The following is an 18,241-nucleotide window of genomic DNA, read 5'->3' as shown; positions in this document are numbered from 1 at the left end:
AAAATGTCTGAGGTGTGCAACTTTGTCGGCGCCCGAGATGGCGCAGCCTTTCTTTCCTCGGCTTGCCGTACAGAAGTGCCGGATTCGAACTCTCGGGCGTCGTGGGGGTTGCCCATCACGTCTACTGGTCTGCGGCGAGTCGGGGGAGTCGCCGAGAGCGCCTGATCCGTGAGGGATGTGGACACTCGACGTGACGGCGCGGGAAAACCGCAATCAGGAGCTTCTGCGCCGGAATCGTGCCCGGGGTGATACCGAGGGCCCTTCCAGACAGATGCCTTGTGCGCACGAACGCGGAGGAATCTGCTCGGTCGACCGATGGACGGGTGCACCGACTGGAAGCCCCCGGCCACCGGAGAGGAGAGACGGTTGGCAGCCGCCAATCACCCCGCCACGAAGTCGGCAGCGTACGCCGCTCGGGCAGGACTCGCGTCGGTCACGCGGACGGAAGGTCCGGCCACTCGTGTGGCGCACAGCGGCACGCACCAGGGCCGCGCCCGGCCGGCGATCACCGGGCAGACGCCGGTGCGCCCACCGGCCGCCGCCGACCATGCGGCGGCAGGGGACCGCCGGGACATGGCTGGCAACTTCAGGCCGCCGGTCGCCCAGGACACGTCGACGGTGACCGTGCTCACCGACGACCCCATCGTCAGACTCGCCGTGATCAGCCATGTCCGTCAGCGTCCCGAACTGGTTCTGTCCGCGCCGGGCGATTCCGCCGATCTCGCCGTGGCCGTCCTTCGCGACCCCGATACGGAGGCCTTGACCCGGCTGAGCCAACATGTGGCGGGCAACACCCTGGTCGTTCTGATCGTCGAGGGCGAGTGGCGGGCGGACGTGCACGTGGCCCTTGCCGCCAGGGTCCGTGCTGTGCTGTTCCGGTCCGGATTCACCTGGAACCGGTTCGACGAGGCGGTCCAGCAAGTCCGCTTCGGCCATGACGACCTCCCAGCCGTCCTCCAGGGTCGGCTGAAGAACCAGCTGGAACGGTCCCAGCAACTGGTCCCGGCTCCGCGGGGTCTCACCCCGGAGGGCCTCACTCTCCGGGAAGCCGAGGTGTTGCGACTCGTTGCCGAAGGACACGAGTTGCAGGACATCGGAGCCCAGCTCGGCTATTCCGAACGAACCATCAAAAACGTGTTGCACGGCATCAGCAAACGGCACGGCCTGCGCAACCGGGCGCACGCCGTCGCGTACGCGATCCGCCGAAGGCTGATATGAGCACCACCGTCGCCAAGCGCGGCCCGCGTGCCGAGGGCCCCGAGGCCCCCGAGGGCCAGATCGAGTTGGCCGAGCCGCCCTCGCTCGGCGAACCCGCCACCGCGGACATGAGCTCAGCCCTGACGTTCGTGCCGATGAGCCTCGGCACGGGCGCGATGATGCTCATGTATTCCCAAGGGCGTCCCGGCCCGACGACGTACCTGATGTCCGGCATGATGGCCATGTCCATGGCGGGTATGTCACTTACCCAGCTGGGCCGTTCCGGCGGCGACCGGCGCCGTCGGATGCGCGCCGAACGCCGCGACTATCTGCGGTATCTCGCCCAGAAGCGCCAGCAGGCCCGTCGGGCCGCCGCCGAGCAGCGTGACGCGCTTCAGTGGGACAACCCGCCCCCCGATCGCCTGTGGGCGCTGGCGAACGGCAGCCGGCTGTGGGAACGCCGGCCCGGCCACGACGACTTCGGGCGGATCCGGATCGGCACCGGCACCCGCCGGGCCGCTCTGGAGTTCCTGCCGCCGCAGACCCGGCCGGTCGAGGATCTGGAGCCGCTCACCGCGGTGTCGCTGCGCCGCTTCACCAAGGCGCACCAGCGCGTCCCCCACCTGCCGGTGCCCATGGCGCTGCGGCGCTTCACCAGCGTGGAGTTCGCCGGCTCCGGGCAACGGGCCCTCGGGCTGATGCGCTCGATGGTGGGCCAGCTCGCGGTGCTGCACTCCCCGGACGACCTGCGCATCGCCCTGCTGGGCCGGGAGGTGGCGGCGCAGGAGTGGGAGTGGCTCAAGTGGCTTCCCCACAACCAGCACCCCGAAGAATGGGACGCGGCCGGCCCGCTGCGACTGGCCGCCGACGACCACGACACCCTGCTGGAGCTGCTCGGCGACGAGGTGCGCGACCGGCCCGGCCACGACCCCGACGCCGCATCGAGCACGGCCGAGCCGTTTGTTGTTGTGATCGCGCAGGACACGCGGATCCCCGAGGCGTCCCCACTGCTCACCGGCGTCCGCAACCTGGTGCTCCTGGACGCGACCGGTGCCCTGCCCGGCGGGGAGAAGGTGCTCCGCCTCACCCTGCGCGACGGCTTCGCGGAGTACCCGTCGGGGGACACGACCGCCGAGGTGACCGCGGATTTCCTCGGCCGGACCGCTGCCGAGAACCTCGCCCGGACTCTCGCACCCATGCGTACCAGCGGAACCGTCGAGCTCACCGATCAGTCGCTGGAGTCCGACTTCGAGCTGACCTCCCTGCTCGGCCTGCGTGATCCGCACGTGTTCGACGTGGCCGCCACCTGGCGGGCCCGGCAGGCCCAGTCCGCCCGGTTGAAGGTTCCGCTCGGCGTGAACGAGAACGGCGAGATCGTCGAACTCGACCTCAAGGAGTCCGCGCAGGGAGGTATGGGACCGCACGGACTCCTGATCGGAGCCACCGGATCCGGCAAGAGCGAACTGCTGCGCACCCTGGTGATGGGGCTGTCGGCCACCCACTCCTCCGAAGTACTCAACTTCGTGCTCGTCGACTTCAAAGGCGGAGCCACCTTCCTCAACATGGAACGGCTTCCGCACACCTCGGCGGTCATCACCAACCTCGCCGACGAGATCCACCTGGTGGACCGCATGCGCGACGCCATCAACGGTGAGATGACCCGCCGCCAGGAACTGCTGCGGACCGCCGGCCACGCCTCGCTCTTCGACTACGAGAAGACGAGACTGGCGGGAGGCAGCGGCCTCGCACCGCTGCCGTCCCTGCTGATCATCGTCGACGAGTTCTCCGAACTGCTCGCCAGCAAGCCGGAGTTCGTGGACCTCTTCGTCTCCATCGGACGTCTCGGGCGCAGCCTCGGCGTACACCTGCTGCTCGCCTCCCAGCGCCTCGACGAGGGTCGTATCCACAAGGTCGAGGGCCACCTGTCGTACCGGGTCGCGCTGCGCACCTTCTCCGCAATGGAGTCGCGCAGCGTCATCGGCGTCGCCTCCGCCTACGAGCTGCCCTCTGCACCCGGCAACGGATTCCTGAAGGTCGACACCACCAATCTCGTCCGGTTCAAGGCCGCCTACGTCTCCGGGCCCGCCCCGGCGCCACAGACGACGGGCGAGAACCCAGCCGCCGGCAACGACCCGATGCAGGCGGAGGTGGCGCTGTTCGGCCTCGGCCGCCTGGAGCCGGCCGTCGCCGAGGAGCCGTCGGCGCCGCTGCCGCCCTCCCAGGAGACGCCGGAGGAGCCGGAGACACCAGCGGAAGACGGCGAGAGCCTGCTGGAACTCCTGGTCCGGCGACTGGAGGACAACGGCCCTCCCGCCCGTCAGGTGTGGCTGCCGCCGCTCAACGACTCGCCCACCCTGGACGAGCTCCTGCCCGGTATCGAACCGGATCCGGTGCGCGGCATGGCTGCCACCGGCCACACCGCGCCGCTGCTGACCCGGACTCCGCTCGGCATGGTGGACCGCCCCTACGAGCAGTCCCGGGAACTGCTCGTCGCCGACCTGTCCGGCGCCGCCGGCCATGTGGGCGTGGTCGGCGCGCCGCAGACCGGCAAGTCCACGCTGCTGCGCACCCTGATGCTCTCGCTGAGCCTGACCCACACGCCCGAAGAAGTGCAGTTCTACTGCCTCGACTTCGGCGGCGGCGGCCTGGTGTCCACCGGGGGCCTCCCGCACGTCGGCTCGGTGGCCACCCGGCTCGACCGTGACCGGGTGCTGCGCACCGTCGCGGAGATGTCCCAACTGCTGGAGCGCCGCGAGCGGGAGTTCACCGAGCGCGGACTGGAGTCGATGGCCGCCTACCGGGCGCTGCGGAAACAGGGTGAGATCGACGACCCCTACGGCGACGTCTTCATCGTGATCGACGGCTGGGGAACCCTGCGCACGGAATACGAGGAGGCCGAGTCCGAGATCACGGAACTGGCCGCGCGCGGCCTGGCCTTCGGCATGCACGTGGTGGCCTCCGCGGTGCGCTGGTCGGAGATCCGGGCGCGGCATCGGGACCTGTTCGGCACCAAGCTCGAACTCCGGCTCGGCGACTCCATGGAGTCCGAGATCGGCTCGCGGGTGGCGGCCGGCGTGCCGGACCAGCCCGGCCGCGGCCTGGTCCCGTCCGGGCACCACTTCCTGTCCGCGCTGCCGCGGCTGGACGGCTCACCCGGCACCGAGGACCTCACCGCGGCGACGAAATCCGCCGTCGCCGAGATCAACACCTTCTGGCCGGGCCGTTCGGCGCCGGAGGTGCGGCTGCTGCCCGCCCGGCTGCCGGCCGGACAGCTGCCCCCGCCCACGGACGCCGACGACCTCGGTTTCTGCCTCGGCCTGGACGAACAGCGCATGGCGCCCACCTGGCACGACTTCGGCGCCACCCCGCACATGATCGTGCTCGGCGACGAGAAGACCGGTAAGACCAACGCGCTGCGGCTGGTAGTGCGCGCGATCGTCGCCCGATACGCGCCCGAGGAGGCACGGATCATCGCCGCCGATCCCGGACGGGAGTTGCTGCGGGACATCCCCGAGCCCTATCGGGTCGGCTATGCGGTGGACGCCACCGGTCTCACCGAACTCGCCAAGTCCGCCTCGGTGTCGGTCGGAAAGCGGGTTCCGGGCGCGGACGTCACCCCGGAGCAACTGGCCCGCCGGGACTGGTGGCAGGGTCCCCGGCTGTTCGTGGTGGTCGACGACTACGACCTGTTCTCGGCCGCCATGGGGGCTGCCGCGCCGACGGCGCCACTCGTGCCGCTGCTCGCCCAGGGCCTGCACATCGGGATGCACGTGATCGTCGCCCGCAGCACCTCCGGGGGGATGCGGGCCATGATGGACCCGCTGCTGCGCCGGATGTGGGAACTCGGCAGCCCCGGCCTGCTGTTCTCCTACCCCCGCGAGGAGGGCAAGATCCTCGGCGAGGCGAAGCCGCGCACCCTGATTCCCGGCCGGGCGCAGCTGGTCACCCGGCGCTCGGTCCGGCTGGTGCACACCGGACTCGTGACGGCCCCGTGACCCACTCCTCCGCCGCCGCGGCAACCGTCCCGGACCGCACCGCACCCGTCGGGCGCGCCCTACCCCGCACAGGAGAAGCATGACCACCCCAGTCCAGACCGCTCGGGGCACCGCACCCGACGTCTGCCGGATCACCGTCGAGGGGCCGGCCGGGCGGGCCGATCTGGCGGTTCCGGTGACCCTGCCGCTGTCCTCTCTGCTGCCGCTGCTGCTTCGTCAGGCCGGCATGCCGGACGGCGAGGGCCGTACCTGGCGCCTCCAGCGTCTCGGAGAGGAACCGCTCGACCCGGACGGCACCCCGCAGACCCTCGGGCTGCGCCACGGCGAGGTGCTGTGGATGCGCCCCGAGGAGGAGGTGCTGCCCGCGCTGCACTTCGACGACGTGGCAGACGGTGTGGCCCACGTGGTCAGCGGGCTGCCCGGCCGTTGGTCGCCGCACGCGACCCGGTGGCTCTCCCTCGCGGCCGCCTGCCTGACGATCGCCGCGCTCGTGGCAGAGCTGCTCGTCACCCCGGGCGCCGGTGCCGCAGCCGAAGCCGGCGGCGGCGCCCTGTTGCTGGGAGGCGGCGCGGTAGCCGCGCAGCGACTCGGAGCCCGGAAGGCCGTCTCGCTCGTCGCGGGCTGCGGCGCGCTCGTCCTGGGGATGCTGGCCAGCTTCGTCTCGCACCCCGGCGCCGACGGCGGCTTCGTCCCGGGCCTGTCCGGTCTGCTGCTGGCCGCCGTCTGGGTGGCGGTGCTCGCCGTGCCCCTCCTGGTCCTGCGCGCGATGCCGTACCCGGTACCGGGGACCGCCCTCGGCCTCGCCGCAGCAGCCGCGCTGAGCTGTGGGCTGATCCTCGGCGCCGGTTGTTCCGCGGCCCAGGCGACCGCCCTGGTCGCCGGTCTCGCTTACGTCCTCGGCCAGCTGGCGCCCCGGGCCGCCCTGCGCCTGGCCCGCCTGCACGTGCCACAACTCCCGCACGACGCAGATGAGTTGCAGCAGGACATCGAGCCGCAACCGGAAGAAATCGTCCAGTCCAGGGTCGCGCTCGCCGGCGCCCTGCTGGACGTGCTGAGTCTCACCAGCGCGGTGGTGTACGCCACTTCGTGGTGGCTGCTCGTACGCAGTGGCGGCTGGATCGGCTGGGTGTTTCCGCTGGTGTTCTCCGTGACCGTGCTGCTGCGCGCCCGCGAGCTCACCGGCGTGATACAGCGGGTCTCCACCGCACTGGCCGGCGCGACCGGTCCCATCCTGGTGCTGCTGGTCACCGTCGCGCCGCACGGCACCGGGCCCCGGTTCGCGGCGCTGGCCGGGCTGCTGGCGGCCATCGCGCTGCTGCTGGTCGCCGCCGAACGTCTGCCCGACCGCCGGCTGCTGCCGATCTGGGGGCACATCGGCGACATCGGCGAGTGGGTCACCGCCATCGCGCTGCTGCCGCTCCTGCTCCAGATCGTCCACGCCTACTCGTTCATGCGCTCGCTCGCCGGCTGAGGAGGGAAGATGCAGACGCGACGCGACCACCTGCAGGCGTACCAGTTCGCCATGGGCCGGCTCGCCACCGCCCTGGTGACCGGGGACCCCGGGCGGGGAACCAGCCCGACCCGGCGGGGCTCGGTCGGCACCTTCTTCGGGGCGGTCCTGGTCGTCCTGCTCTGCGCCGGCTTCGGTGTCTACGGACTCGTCAAGCCGGTGCAGAAGGACACCTGGCGGCAGCCCGGCACGATCATCGTGGAGAAGGAGACCGGCACCCGCTACCTGCTCGTCGGCGGAACGCTCCGGCCGGTGCGCAACTACGCTTCGGCGCTGTTGCTCACCGGCTCGCACGGCACGGTGCGCACCGTCTCCCGGGACGTCCTGGCGGAGGTCCCGCACGGCTCGGACATCGGCATCCCGGGGGCCCCGGACTCCCTGCCCGCCCCGCAGGACGTGGCCTCCGGCGGCTGGACCCGGTGCCTGCGACCCGACCTGAAGGCCGGGCAGGTCCTCGACCTCACCCCGGGCCGTCTCACGGCCGTGCCCGCCGACCGCCAGGTTGTGCTCGCCGACCCGAAGGGCCGCCGCTATGTGCTGTGGCGGGGCACCAAGTACCCCGTGCCGAGCAGCAACACCCTCATCGCCCTGGGGTTGGACGCCAACGAGTCGGTGCCCGCGCCCGCCGACTGGCTGGACCAAGTGCCGACCGGCGTCGCCCTGGCCGCGCCGGCGATCCCGCACACCGGCGCCCGTGCCAGGAGCGTGGCGGGCAAGCAGGTCCGGGTCGGCCAGGTCTTCCGTACCTCCGGCGGCGCCGGCGCGCGCACCTACGTCCTGCTGGACGACGGCATCGCGCCGGTGAACCACACCCAGGCCGCGCTGCTCGCCGCCGCCAAGGGCGCCGCACCCGCGGTCACCGTGGACGCGAGCGCGCTGGCCTCCGCTCCCGTCTCCCGGCACCCGGCAGCCGCCACCGGCCTGCCCGACGTCCTGAACGCGCCCGCGGTACCGCTCGGCCGTGCCGCGGTGTGCGTCCGGCAGCAGACCTCGGGGGTCCGCCTGACCAACAGCGTCGTACTGGAGTCCGGACCGGTGGCGACCGGCCGGAGCGCCGTCGTGGTGGCTCCGGCGCACGGTCTGCTGGTGCTCGACCAGGACGAGATGCGGGCCGGGGTGCCGAGTCCCCAGACCTACCTGGTGACCGACCAGGGCACGCTCTTCCCGTTCGGAGACAGCCAGGCCGCCGGGACGCTACGGCTCAGCGGCCCCGGCACCGCCATGCCGGCCCAGATCCTGCACCTGCTGCCGCGCGGTCCCGTGCTGGGCAAGACCGCGGCTACCGCCACGCTGAAGGGGTGATGAGGGTGCGGCTCGACCTCACGGCGATCCCCTCCCGTGCCGGCCTGCGCACGCGCCAGGTGGGGCACGCCCTGCTCGTCCACCGTAAGGGCGAACCCGACCCCGGCGCGGTCGCACTGGCCGCCACCCTCGCCCCCGACCCGCCGCACCGGATCGTGGTGGCGGACCTGCCCGCAGACGCACGGTCGGGGGAGTGGGACGCGTTGGGCCGGCTGCTCGCCGTCCGGTCGGGAGGCGTGGTGCGCCTGGTCTTCGGCCGCGGCACCCCGGCGGGCGTGCGCCGGATCGGGCAGGCGGTCGCCGACCGTACCGGAGGGGCAGTGCTGGCGGCCGACGGCACCCCCCGCCCGGTGCCGGGCGGCGGCCTTTTCGTGCCGCACGACCGTGGCAGCGGCTGGCTGCGATTCCAGCAGGGCCGCCCGCCCACGGCCGACTCGCGCCGGTTCCCCAAGCCGCACTGGGAGTACACCCTCTCCGAGACCCCGTGGACTCCGGTGCCGGGCGCCGTAGTGGAACCGACCGCCGGCGGGCTGTGGCTGCGCAGCGCGGACGACACCGCTGGCTCGGCCACCGCGAGCCGGCACTGGCTGGTGGACCGCATCCCCGGCGGCAGCGACTCGCTCACCGCGGTGCTCGGCTCGCCGGGCGGTCCGCCGGTCGAACTGTCCGCCGCCGTAAGGGTCTGGCACAGTGTGTTGTCCTCGGCCCGCCCGTTTCTACGGTTCCTCCAGCTCGGCCCCGTGATCCTGCCCGAAGGGGTGGATTCCCTCGGGCAGGGGCTCGCGGACGCCGTCGGCGAGCCGGTGGTCTTCTACACCGGGCTGCCCGCCGTGCCACACGTGCGCAGTGAAGCCCCACATATCGAGGTGCCGAACCGCGATGGCACGGCGGCATGGCGCCCCTTCGCCGGTGAGCTGGTGTTCGCGCCGAGCGGCGAGGGGACGCCCGCGCCGCCGACGCTGCTCGGGATACGCCCTCCGGTGAGCGGCGCGGCAACCGCCGACGGCGTCTACCCGTACACCGACGAGACCGTGCTGGAGGTGATCCAGAGCGGTCTGTGGCTGCGGCCGACGGCAGAGCCGGACGACGCCGACCGGGTCCGCCGCGCCGCAGCCGCCCCGGGCCGGGCGGCGATCCTCTACCACCGCGTGGCCGGTGACAGCGCCGAGCGCATGCGGCGCCTGGCCGAGGACATGCTGCGGCAGCTCGACCCGGCGCTGCGCGAGGCGTTCCGGATCGGCCCCGCAGACGCGCCCGGCGCCGCACTCGGGTGGGGCGACGTCAAGTGGTGGGCACAGGCGGACGGTGGCGCTCGCGGCAACGCTCCGGGACCGGCGCACGGCCGCCTCGACGCACCCTCGGACCTCCCCGCTCAGGCAACCTCCTCCCACCTTGCCCCGGCCACAGCCACCGCCCCGGCGTCCGAGCCCGTGACCACGAGCCGGCCGACCGCCGGGTCGGCCACTGCGGAGAACGTCCTTACCAGTGTGAACGGCGGGGTCGCGACGGCCGGTTCGAGTGGCGCTGTCGGCGGGGCCGACGTGAGCGGCGGGAACGGCACGGTCGGTGGCGCCGGAGTTTACGGCGGGAACCGCGCGGGCGGCGCGGCCGAATCGACCGGCACCGCCGGCACTGTCACGCCCGTGGATCCGGCAACGTGGCGTTCCGCTCTGCCCGCGGACCCCGGCGCCGCGCCTGCCGCCCCGACGCCCTCGCCGCCCCTGGACGGTGAGAGAACCGCGACGGACGGGGATCCCGCCGGGCCGACCCGTGCCGCGCCTCCCGGTGGCCCCCATGGCCCCGGCGACTCGTCGGTCGCGGGTGCCTCTGGCCCGGACGGGGCACCTCCGGACGGGTCATCACCGCTTTTGCCGACGGGTCCCGGTGGCCTGCCCGGTGCAGCGTACGGGCACGACGGCTCCGATTCCGTTCGGGCGCAGGGAAGTGATCCGGTCCACCAGCGCGACGACGGCCAGGGCGCCGACCGAGTGCGGTCGGCGGAACGCCCCTCACCCGCGCGACGCCCTGCCGTGCTGGACCTGGACTTCACGCCTTCCGCCGGGGGCACGCCCGCAGGGCCGGGCTCCACACCGCCGACTGACTTCCCTCCACCACCCGCACCCCCCCCACGACGACCGAGCCCCCTTCCCACCCCCACCGGTCCCGGCCGTCCGCCGGTGCCCGAGCCCACGCCCGAGTCCTCTCCCTTCGCCCCCGGGCGGCCGCCGTCCCCGGCAGTCCCGACGGCGCCACCTGCTCCGGCGCCGGGGCCACCCACACCTGCGTCCGCTCCCTCCGAACCTGGGCCGGGGCAGCCCCCGTCTCCCGCCGTCCCGACGCCTCCGCCCGCCCCCGCACCTGGACAGACCGAGTCCTCTCCGGCCGGCCCCGACCGCGCCCCCGCGCCCGCCGCCGCGCCCACCCGGATTCGGCTGGAGTCCGGCCCCGCACGGGCCGTGGGCGCGCCGGAAGGCACGGCCGCGCCGGCGCCCGTCCCGGCGAACCCGGCACCGGCTCAGGAGCGAGCGGTCCCCGCCCCCGCCCCCGACGTACGGGTGCAACCCGTCCCGGCGCCCGCGGCCAGTGCCGTTCCGACGGGGCGCGGGCTGGCGCAGGAACGAGCCTGGCTGCGCAAGACGTTCAGCACGCAGTACGACGCGCTGTCCGGCAGCGTCGCGCGGGTCATGTCGGAGTCGCCGGGTCTGCAGGGCATCTCCCGGGAGGACGCCGCCGCAGCGCTCACCGACCTGGTGGCGGTCCGCCTGTATCTGAGCGGCGACAGTGCCCGGGTGGACGCGGCCGTGCGCCAGGCCAAGGCCGGCCCGCACGTCCCACTCGCCCGTTGCGTTTCGGCCGGTCTGCAACGGCTGCCCTCGTACCGTGGCCCCGCCCTGCTCCGCGCGCCGATGGAACCGGCCGAACTGGCGTGGTACGAGGAGGGCCGGGTGGCCACCGAATGGGCGTTCTGTACGACGCAGACCACGCCGTACGCGACGAGGCGCCCCGCCGTGGACGTCCTGCTCTGGTCGATGACGGCACGCCGAACCCGTCTGGTGGACACCTCCCGGCCCGATCAGGTGGTGTTCGTGCCCGGCACCGTGTTCAAGGTGCTGCGCAGGGACGAGGGGGACCGGCCGGTCCTGCTGCTGCGGGAGGTGTCCACATCGGAGACGGCACCGGCCGGGCCCCGTGGCTCCGACGGCACCGCGCCCGGCCGGCGCGTGCCGCTGGACGACATGGCCCTGGACGGGCTGTCGCGCGCGCTCGACCTGTTGCGGACACACCAGGCCGACAGCCGGGGGGCCGGGACGCCGGTCCTGCCCCCCGGCGCACCGCCAGGCCTGTTGCCGGCCGCCTCCCCACCGCCATGGCGGAATCCGGCCGGCCCGCCCGCCACCGGCGGCGGTCCGTCGCAATGACCGGGGCGGCAGGCCCCGAGGCAGCTTTCCGACGAAGGAGCAACTGAGTGACGCGCCAGGTTCTGTACGTCGCACCGGACCGCGCCGGGGCGTACCGGTCGATAGCCGACGCCCTCGGCGACGCGCGGGACGGCGCGCTGATCACCGTGGCGCCGGGCCGGTACGAGGAGGCGCTGCACGTCACCCGGCCGGTGACCATCGCCGCACAGGACACCGCGCAGCCGCCCCGGGTTCACACGGCGTCCGGCAGCACCCTGGTCCTTGACGCCGAAGCCGTGCAGCTGTCCCGGCTGCACCTGACCGGCGCCGACCAGGACGCACCGGTCCTGGACGTGCGCCGTGGCCAGGCCGCGCTGGACGGCTGCAAGGTCGCGGGCGAGGCGTGGGCGGCCGTTCTGGCGTGGAACGAGGGCGTGCTCGCGCTGCGGGACTGCGAGGTGGCCAACGGCCGCGGCGCCGGGATCGTGGTCACCTCCGGCCGTGCGAACGTGGTGGAGCGCACGAAGGTCGCCGACGTGGCCTCCTCGGCGGTGGTGGTGGCCGAGCACGGACAGCTGACCATCCGGGACTGCCGGCTGGAGCAGGCCGGAGGTAACGGGGTGTGCGCCAACGGCACCAGTACGGTCGTCGTCGAGGCGACCCGGATCGAGGGCTGCGCCAAACCGGCCGTCGCGGTGGAGCAGCAGGCGCGGACCCAGCTGCGGGACGTGCACGTGCTCGGCGGAGCGGCCCTCGACGTGTATCTGACCAGCACCGGTGAGGCTCTGCTGACCGGCTGCCGGTTCAGCGGAGCCGCCCGCCAGTCCGTGCACATCGGTGCCGGGGCCTCACCGGTTCTGCGGGACTGCACGGTGGAAGGCGGCGGCGAGGCCGGCGTGCAGGCGGCTGCAGGGTCCCGGCCACGGCTGGAGGAGTGCGTGATCAACGGCGGGCAGGTCGGCCTCGTCGTCGAGGCGGACGCGGTCGTGGAGTGCGCGGGGCTGACCGTGCGGGACGCGGCGCAGGCGGCCCTTCAGGTGGTGGACGGCGGGCGCGTGGTGGTCGAGCGGCTGTCCGTGTCGGGACGGCGGGGCGCCGCGGCGGTGGTACGCGGCGGCGGGCGTCTGGACGTTCGCGACGGCGACCTGGCCACCGGCGGAGGCATCGACCTCGACGAGGACGCCGTGGCCGAACTCACCGACGTGCGGGTGCGGGCTTCGGCCGGCTCGGGCCTGTCGATGGCCGGCGGCTCTCAGATCGCGCTCACGGCATCGGCGGTGACCGGTTGCGCCGTGGTGGTCGGCTCGGGCTCCCGGCTGACCGCCCGGGACAGCGAGTTCGCCGACTCGGACAGCGACGGCATCCGGCTGGTGGGCGGCGGTGTGCTCACCGCGATCGGATGCCGCATCTCCGGCGCCCGCGGCCACGGCGTGCACGTGACCGCCTCCTGCCAGGCCGATCTGGCCAATTGCGCGGTGTTCGGCAACGCAGGCGACGGCCTGCGCAGCCTGAGCGACGAGCTGGTGGCGGTGAGCGACTGCGACATCCGGGACAACGGCGGCGGCGCGATCGGCGAGTCCTCCGGGTTCGGGGCCGCGCGTCCGGACGCCGCGGACGGCGATGCCGACGGTGGCGCTGGCCGCGTGGATCCGATGCGCACGGCCGGCCCGCTCGCCGAACTCGATGCGCTGGTGGGCCTGGAGAGCGTCAAGCGCGAGGTCACCGGCCTCATCAACCTCAACAAGATGGCCCAGCGGCGTCAGGAGATGGGCCTGCCGATGCCACCGATGAGCCGGCACCTGGTGTTCGCCGGCCCGCCCGGCACCGGCAAGACCACCGTCGCCCGGCTCTACGGCGCGGTGCTGGCCGAACTCGGCATCCTCTCGCAGGGCCACATCGTGGAAGTGGCGCGGGCGGACCTGGTGGCCCAGATCATCGGCGGCACCGCCATCAAGACCACCGAGGTGTTCAACCGGGCCCTCGGCGGCGTGCTCTTCATCGACGAGGCGTACACCCTCACCAACCAGTCCCGCGGCACAGGACCCGACTTCGGGCAGGAGGCCGTCGAGACGCTGATGAAGCTGATGGAGGACCACCGCGACGAGATCGTGGTCATCGTGGCCGGCTACTCCGCGCAGATGGACCAGTTCCTCGCCTCCAACCCCGGCATGGCCTCGCGCTTCGCCCGCACCGTGGAATTCCCCAACTACAGCCCGGCCGAGCTGGTCACCATCGTCCGGGGTCTGTGCGGCAAGCACTACTACGAGCTCTCCGAGAGCGCACTGACGGCTCTGGTCCGGTACTTCGAGGACGTGCCGAAGGGCGCCACGTTCGGCAACGGGCGGGTGGCACGGCAGGTGTTCGAGGAGATGATCAGTCGGCAGGCGTCGCGGCTCGCCGCCGATCCTCCGCAGGACAACAACGAGTTGAGCGTGCTGATCGGGGCCGACGTCCTGACCGTCGAACCGCCCAGGAACACGCAGGAGCCTCCACCCGCCGCCGACCAGCGCGGCGGCGAGGACCCTTCCGCGTCGCTGCGCAGGCTGGGGACGATGGTCGGCCTCACCGACGTCCGGACGGCCCTGACGACCAGGGTGGAAAGACTGGTCGCGGCGCGGGCGGCGGGACAGGAGCCGCCCATGCCGCGCGCGGCCAATCTGGTGCTCGAGGGCGGTCTGGGCTCGGGCCGCGGTGCGCTGACCGCGCTCTACGCACGTGCGCTCGCCGAGTCCGGGGTCCTGGCGCACGGGGCGGTGCTGCGGCTGCCGCTCTCGCGGGTACCGGCGCGATGGGACGGCCAGCCGGCGGCCCGGCTGGCCGCCGCGCGCGCGGACGGCGACGGTGGGATCCTCCTGCTGGAGCTGGACCCGGCCTTCGAGAAGCGGCCGGAGGAGGAACAGGCGCGGGTGCTGGCGGCGGTGGCGGAGGTCGCTGCCCGGCCCGGCCCGGTCACCGTGCTCGTCGGCTCGACGCCCGAACTGGTCCGCCTGTTGCGGGAGCACAGCGCGCTGGCGGCGGGGTTCGCCCAGTACCTGCGGCTGCCGCCCTACACGTCCGTGGAACTGGCGGAGCTGGCGGGCCGACGGCTGGCCGAGGCGGGCTTGCGTCTGTCCGAGGAGGGCACGGCGGCACTCGTCGCCGAGTTCGAACGGCAGCCCCCCGCCGGTGCGGCCTTCGGCGTGCACCGCCTCGCCGATCTGGTCGCACGCCGGTCCGGGACGCTCTCGGTGGGAACCGCCGAGCTGAATGCCAGCGGCGCGGTGCCGGAATCGGATCGAGAAGCTCAGCCCATGGCGCTCTGATCCGCCACCTTTATGGATCTGCGAATCCAGGACGGGGCGGACGCGAGGGACGGAAGGGGAGAGAGGCAGAAAGGAAGACATCGACGGCCGTCGGGCAGAGAACCCCCGTCTGGCGTCCCATGGCCGCCGGATGTGAGAACGATAGAAGTTGACCTAACGGATTGGCCGCAGTCACCGGTGAGTTGACGCCAGCGCCTGCGCCACAGATGACGAAGAGAGGTGAAGATCATGGCGGCAGATCCCACCACGCGGGTAGATCTCGATGGCATGATTCAGGCCCAACAGGCCTTCCAGACCGCGGTGGACGAGAGCGCCAGGTCGTACGCCAACATGGACGGCCAGTACATAGCGCTGTCCGGCAGTTGGCAGGGCACCGCGGCGGCACAGTACACAGGCGCGGTCGGCACGTGGCTCTCGGAGTTCAAGACGCTCCTGGGCGCGCTGGAAAGCATGCTCGAGACGCTGTCGCAGAACACGGGAGTGTACGCCAACGTCCACGCGGAGACCGACCAACAGGCTGCGGCGATCGCCGCGACAATCGAAGCAGGTGGTGGCGGCCTGCCGCACTTCCAGTAACCACCGCATCCGCCTGGCACGAAATCCGCACCACCGTCCCTGCGCGGCCCCACGCTTACCCGAGGAGAAATGATGGCAACCTACAGTATCCAGTTGGAAGAAGTGGCGTTCATCGCCGGTGAGATGGAGACCATCACCGCAGCGGTGACGGCCACCAAGAACGACCTGGACAACCAGGCCGCAGTACGGCTCAATGAATGGGAGGGCGCGGCCGTGGCGGCGTACTACGAGCAGCAGAAGATCTGGGACGCGGCCGCGGACAGGATGAGCGAACTGTCTCTGGCCATGACCAAGGCGCTCCAGGACATCCAGCAGTACTACGCGGAGGGTGAGGCCACCGGCACCCGTCTCTGGTCCGGGCACTAAACGCCATGGGTGACAGGCCATACAACGACGGACCCGAGGATCCCGATTCTCCACCCCCGCCCCCGCCGGACACCGGTTACGCCGGCAGTACAGACGTCGACCACTCCCCGGGTGACCTCGGTTCCGGAGGAGTCCAGTTGCATCCCCCGGAGGTGCCTTCCGGTGGGGGGAAGGGCAGCGGGACAACCTCCATAGACACGCCGTCCATGGAGCTCTTCGCGGACAACATGGACAAACTCATCGCACCGGTAAGGGCCGCGCTCGATGGACTGGGCGAAGTGGCGGTGGCACCCGGCGGCTTCTACCACGCCAACGTCATCCGCGCCAACATCAACGGCGTCAACGCCGATGGCGGTCTGAAGGCGTCCTTCCAGCATGTGCTCAGCGATCTGGTGCAGGGTCTCTCGGACACCCGGGACACCATGAAGGAACTGAGTGTGAAATACGTCAAAATCGAGGACGCCAACAAGATGAAGGCCATCGATCTGCAGAAGGCCATGCAGTCCGCACAGGCCGACTTCGACGCGCTCAACAAGGACGGAGGGGGAGGTGCCGGCCCTGCGTAGCAGGGTTGGCAGGGCATCGACGCAGCCCCGGTCCCGCCAGTGCCTGGACGCACAGGTGGGACCGGGGCGTCGGTGGTGTGCGGGAATGCGCGACGGCGTACAGGGGAACGGTCGGTGAGGACGGAACGTCATGGCGAACGGCGACGACAAGTACAACAGCGGTGGCTTCAAGGAAGGTGAAGGCTCCGGCGGCGGCATTTTCTCGAATCCGGGGGGCGACCCGGGTTCGGTCTCCGACTACGACACGTGGGACTGGAAACAGATCGAGGCGAACATCGTCGGCATGTCGGCGGGTGCCCGGGACGCCGCAAACCTTGACCGTGCCGCCCAGACGGCCAACCCGCAGTCGTTGATGGACGCGGCCCATGCCTTCTACGTCGTCCAGCTTACCCTGGAGATGGTCGCCGAGTCCCTGACTGCCCAGACCAAGGCGCTGGCTGGTTCGGACGGTCCGTGGAAGGGAGACGCGGCCGACGCGTTCTTCGACACCATGACGGGCTTCTCCCGCAGCGTGGCCGCCAACGCGGACGTGCTGTCCGGTGGTGCGTCCGGCAGTCACGCCGTGCCGCAGCAGATCGCAAACAACGCCGTGAGCCTCAGGAGCGCCCAGCAGATCATCCTGGAGATCGACAGCTTCTACGCCGACCAGGCGGCCGCACACTATGGCTTGGGGCCCGACAGCCACGGAAACATCCCCGTGAGCAAGGCCGGCAAGCTGGCCGAGATGATGACGGCGGACATGCGTAAGGTGCTCAAGAGCCTCGCGCACAACTACCAGGTGACGGTGGACAACCTCAAAGCGCCGACCTCCACCGCGGGACCCGGAGCCCCCGGGGGTCTCAACGATCCGCCGCCACTCGACCAACCGCCGCCCCCTGACCTGGCGAACCCTGACGCAGGGCTGGGTCCCGTCGTTCCTCCTGGCCAGAGGAGCCCGGGCACCCATTTTCCCGGCGGCACCGACGTGGCGAACCCTGACGCAGGGCTGGGTCCCGTCGTTCCTCCTGGCCTGGAGAGCCCGGGCACCCATTTTCCCGGGGGCACCGACGTGGCGAACCCTGACGCAGGGCTGGGTCCCGTCGTTCCTCCTGGTCCGGGGAGCCCGGGAACCCATTTTCCCGGCGGCACCGACCCCTCGGTGTTTGCGCCGACTTCGTTTCCCGGCGGCACCGACCCCGCGGGCACCGGGGACCTCCCCAACTTCGGGGGTCTTCCAACGGATACGCCGACGGCATTCGGCGGAAACACTGACCCCTCCGCGGGTGGGAACGCACCGCTCGACTTCCCCGGGGCGACCGATCCTTCGGTCCGTGTGGGCGCCGGCCCGGTGGACCCGTTCCCCGGAAACACCGATCTGGCCAACCCGGCAGGGGACACGGGCGGAGCGATGCCCTTCACCGCCCCTGGCTTCGCGGGTGGCACCGGCCGCACCGCTGGTGGCACGGATTCGAAGCCCGGCGCTCTCGCCGATGGCTCCTCGCCCTTCGGCAGCGACTCCCCGCTCCAGAATTTCCCCGGCGACACGGCGCTGAACAGCGACAACCCGCTCGGGGGCAGCACCGCCGGCGACCTCGGTTCACCGTCGGGTCTGCCGGGTCACGTCGCTCTGGAGTCGCCCGCGGACACCGCTCTACCCGGCACTGCCGACAGCGCGTTCCCGGGGAGTACGTATCTTGCTGATTCCGCTGCTGGGGGTCAGGGTGGTGGGATGCCGTTCATGCCGCCGGGGATGGGTGCGGGTGGCGGTGCCGGGGGTGGTGCGCCTGGTGGGTTGACGGATCCGTCGGATGCTTCTGGGTTGTTGGACAGCAATGCCGATCCGTTCACGGGTGATTCGGCTCTGCCGGATGCTGGTGCCGTGGGTGGGAGTGGTGTCGCGGGTGGTGCGTTGCCTGGTGGTGGTGGGCTTGATCTGCCGTCGACGCCGGGTGCTGCCGACAGCGCGTTCCCGGGGAGTACGTATCTTGCTGATTCCGCTGCTGGGGGTCAGGGTGGTGGGATGCCGTTCATGCCGCCGGGGATGGGTGCG

At 72.0% G+C, this 18,241-nt stretch carries 10 protein-coding genes; all 10 read left to right on the top strand.

The window, feature by feature from the left end:
• Positions 1-462 precede the first annotated feature (462 nt).
• Positions 463-1,218: a LuxR C-terminal-related transcriptional regulator gene (locus ACWD5D_RS18575; RefSeq protein WP_451373780.1), complete on the top strand. Its 756-nt coding sequence runs from the start codon at positions 463-465 to the stop codon at positions 1,216-1,218.
• Positions 1,215-5,192, top strand: a complete 3,978-nt coding sequence (gene eccCa / locus ACWD5D_RS18570; protein ID WP_451373779.1) for a type VII secretion protein EccCa — start codon at positions 1,215-1,217, stop codon at positions 5,190-5,192. The genes ACWD5D_RS18575 and eccCa overlap by 4 nt, the downstream gene beginning before the upstream one ends.
• Before the next feature lie 79 nt (positions 5,193-5,271).
• Positions 5,272-6,663 carry a type VII secretion integral membrane protein EccD gene (gene eccD, locus ACWD5D_RS18565; protein ID WP_451373778.1) on the top strand — a complete coding sequence of 464 codons (1,392 nt, stop codon included), beginning with the start codon at positions 5,272-5,274 and terminating at the stop codon, positions 6,661-6,663.
• A gap of 9 nt (positions 6,664-6,672) precedes the next feature.
• Complete coding sequence (gene eccB / locus ACWD5D_RS18560; protein WP_451373777.1) at positions 6,673-8,004, top strand: type VII secretion protein EccB; 1,332 nt, start codon at positions 6,673-6,675, stop codon at positions 8,002-8,004.
• A 5-nt stretch (positions 8,005-8,009) separates the two neighbouring features.
• Positions 8,010-11,423 carry a hypothetical protein gene (locus ACWD5D_RS18555; protein WP_451373776.1) on the top strand — a complete coding sequence of 1,138 codons (3,414 nt, stop codon included), beginning with the start codon at positions 8,010-8,012 and terminating at the stop codon, positions 11,421-11,423.
• 47 nt (positions 11,424-11,470) lie between these two features.
• Complete coding sequence (locus tag ACWD5D_RS18550; RefSeq protein WP_451373775.1) at positions 11,471-14,704, top strand: right-handed parallel beta-helix repeat-containing protein; 3,234 nt, start codon at positions 11,471-11,473, stop codon at positions 14,702-14,704.
• A 228-nt stretch (positions 14,705-14,932) separates the two neighbouring features.
• Complete coding sequence (locus ACWD5D_RS18545) at positions 14,933-15,280, top strand: WXG100 family type VII secretion target (protein ID WP_451373774.1); 348 nt, start codon at positions 14,933-14,935, stop codon at positions 15,278-15,280.
• Positions 15,281-15,352: 72 nt separating this feature from the next.
• Positions 15,353-15,646 carry a WXG100 family type VII secretion target gene (locus tag ACWD5D_RS18540; RefSeq protein ID WP_451373773.1) on the top strand — a complete coding sequence of 98 codons (294 nt, stop codon included), beginning with the start codon at positions 15,353-15,355 and terminating at the stop codon, positions 15,644-15,646.
• A gap of 206 nt (positions 15,647-15,852) precedes the next feature.
• On the top strand, positions 15,853-16,212 hold the full coding sequence (locus ACWD5D_RS18535) for a hypothetical protein (protein ID WP_451373772.1): 360 nt from the start codon (positions 15,853-15,855) through the stop codon (positions 16,210-16,212).
• A 130-nt stretch (positions 16,213-16,342) separates the two neighbouring features.
• The coding region (locus ACWD5D_RS18530; protein WP_451373771.1) for a WXG100 family type VII secretion target at positions 16,343-18,241 on the top strand (1,899 nt) is incomplete at its 3' end.

The sequence above is a fragment of the Streptomyces sp. NPDC002520 genome, assembly GCF_053595235.1.
This window is presented reverse-complemented; position numbering and strand designations above follow the sequence as displayed.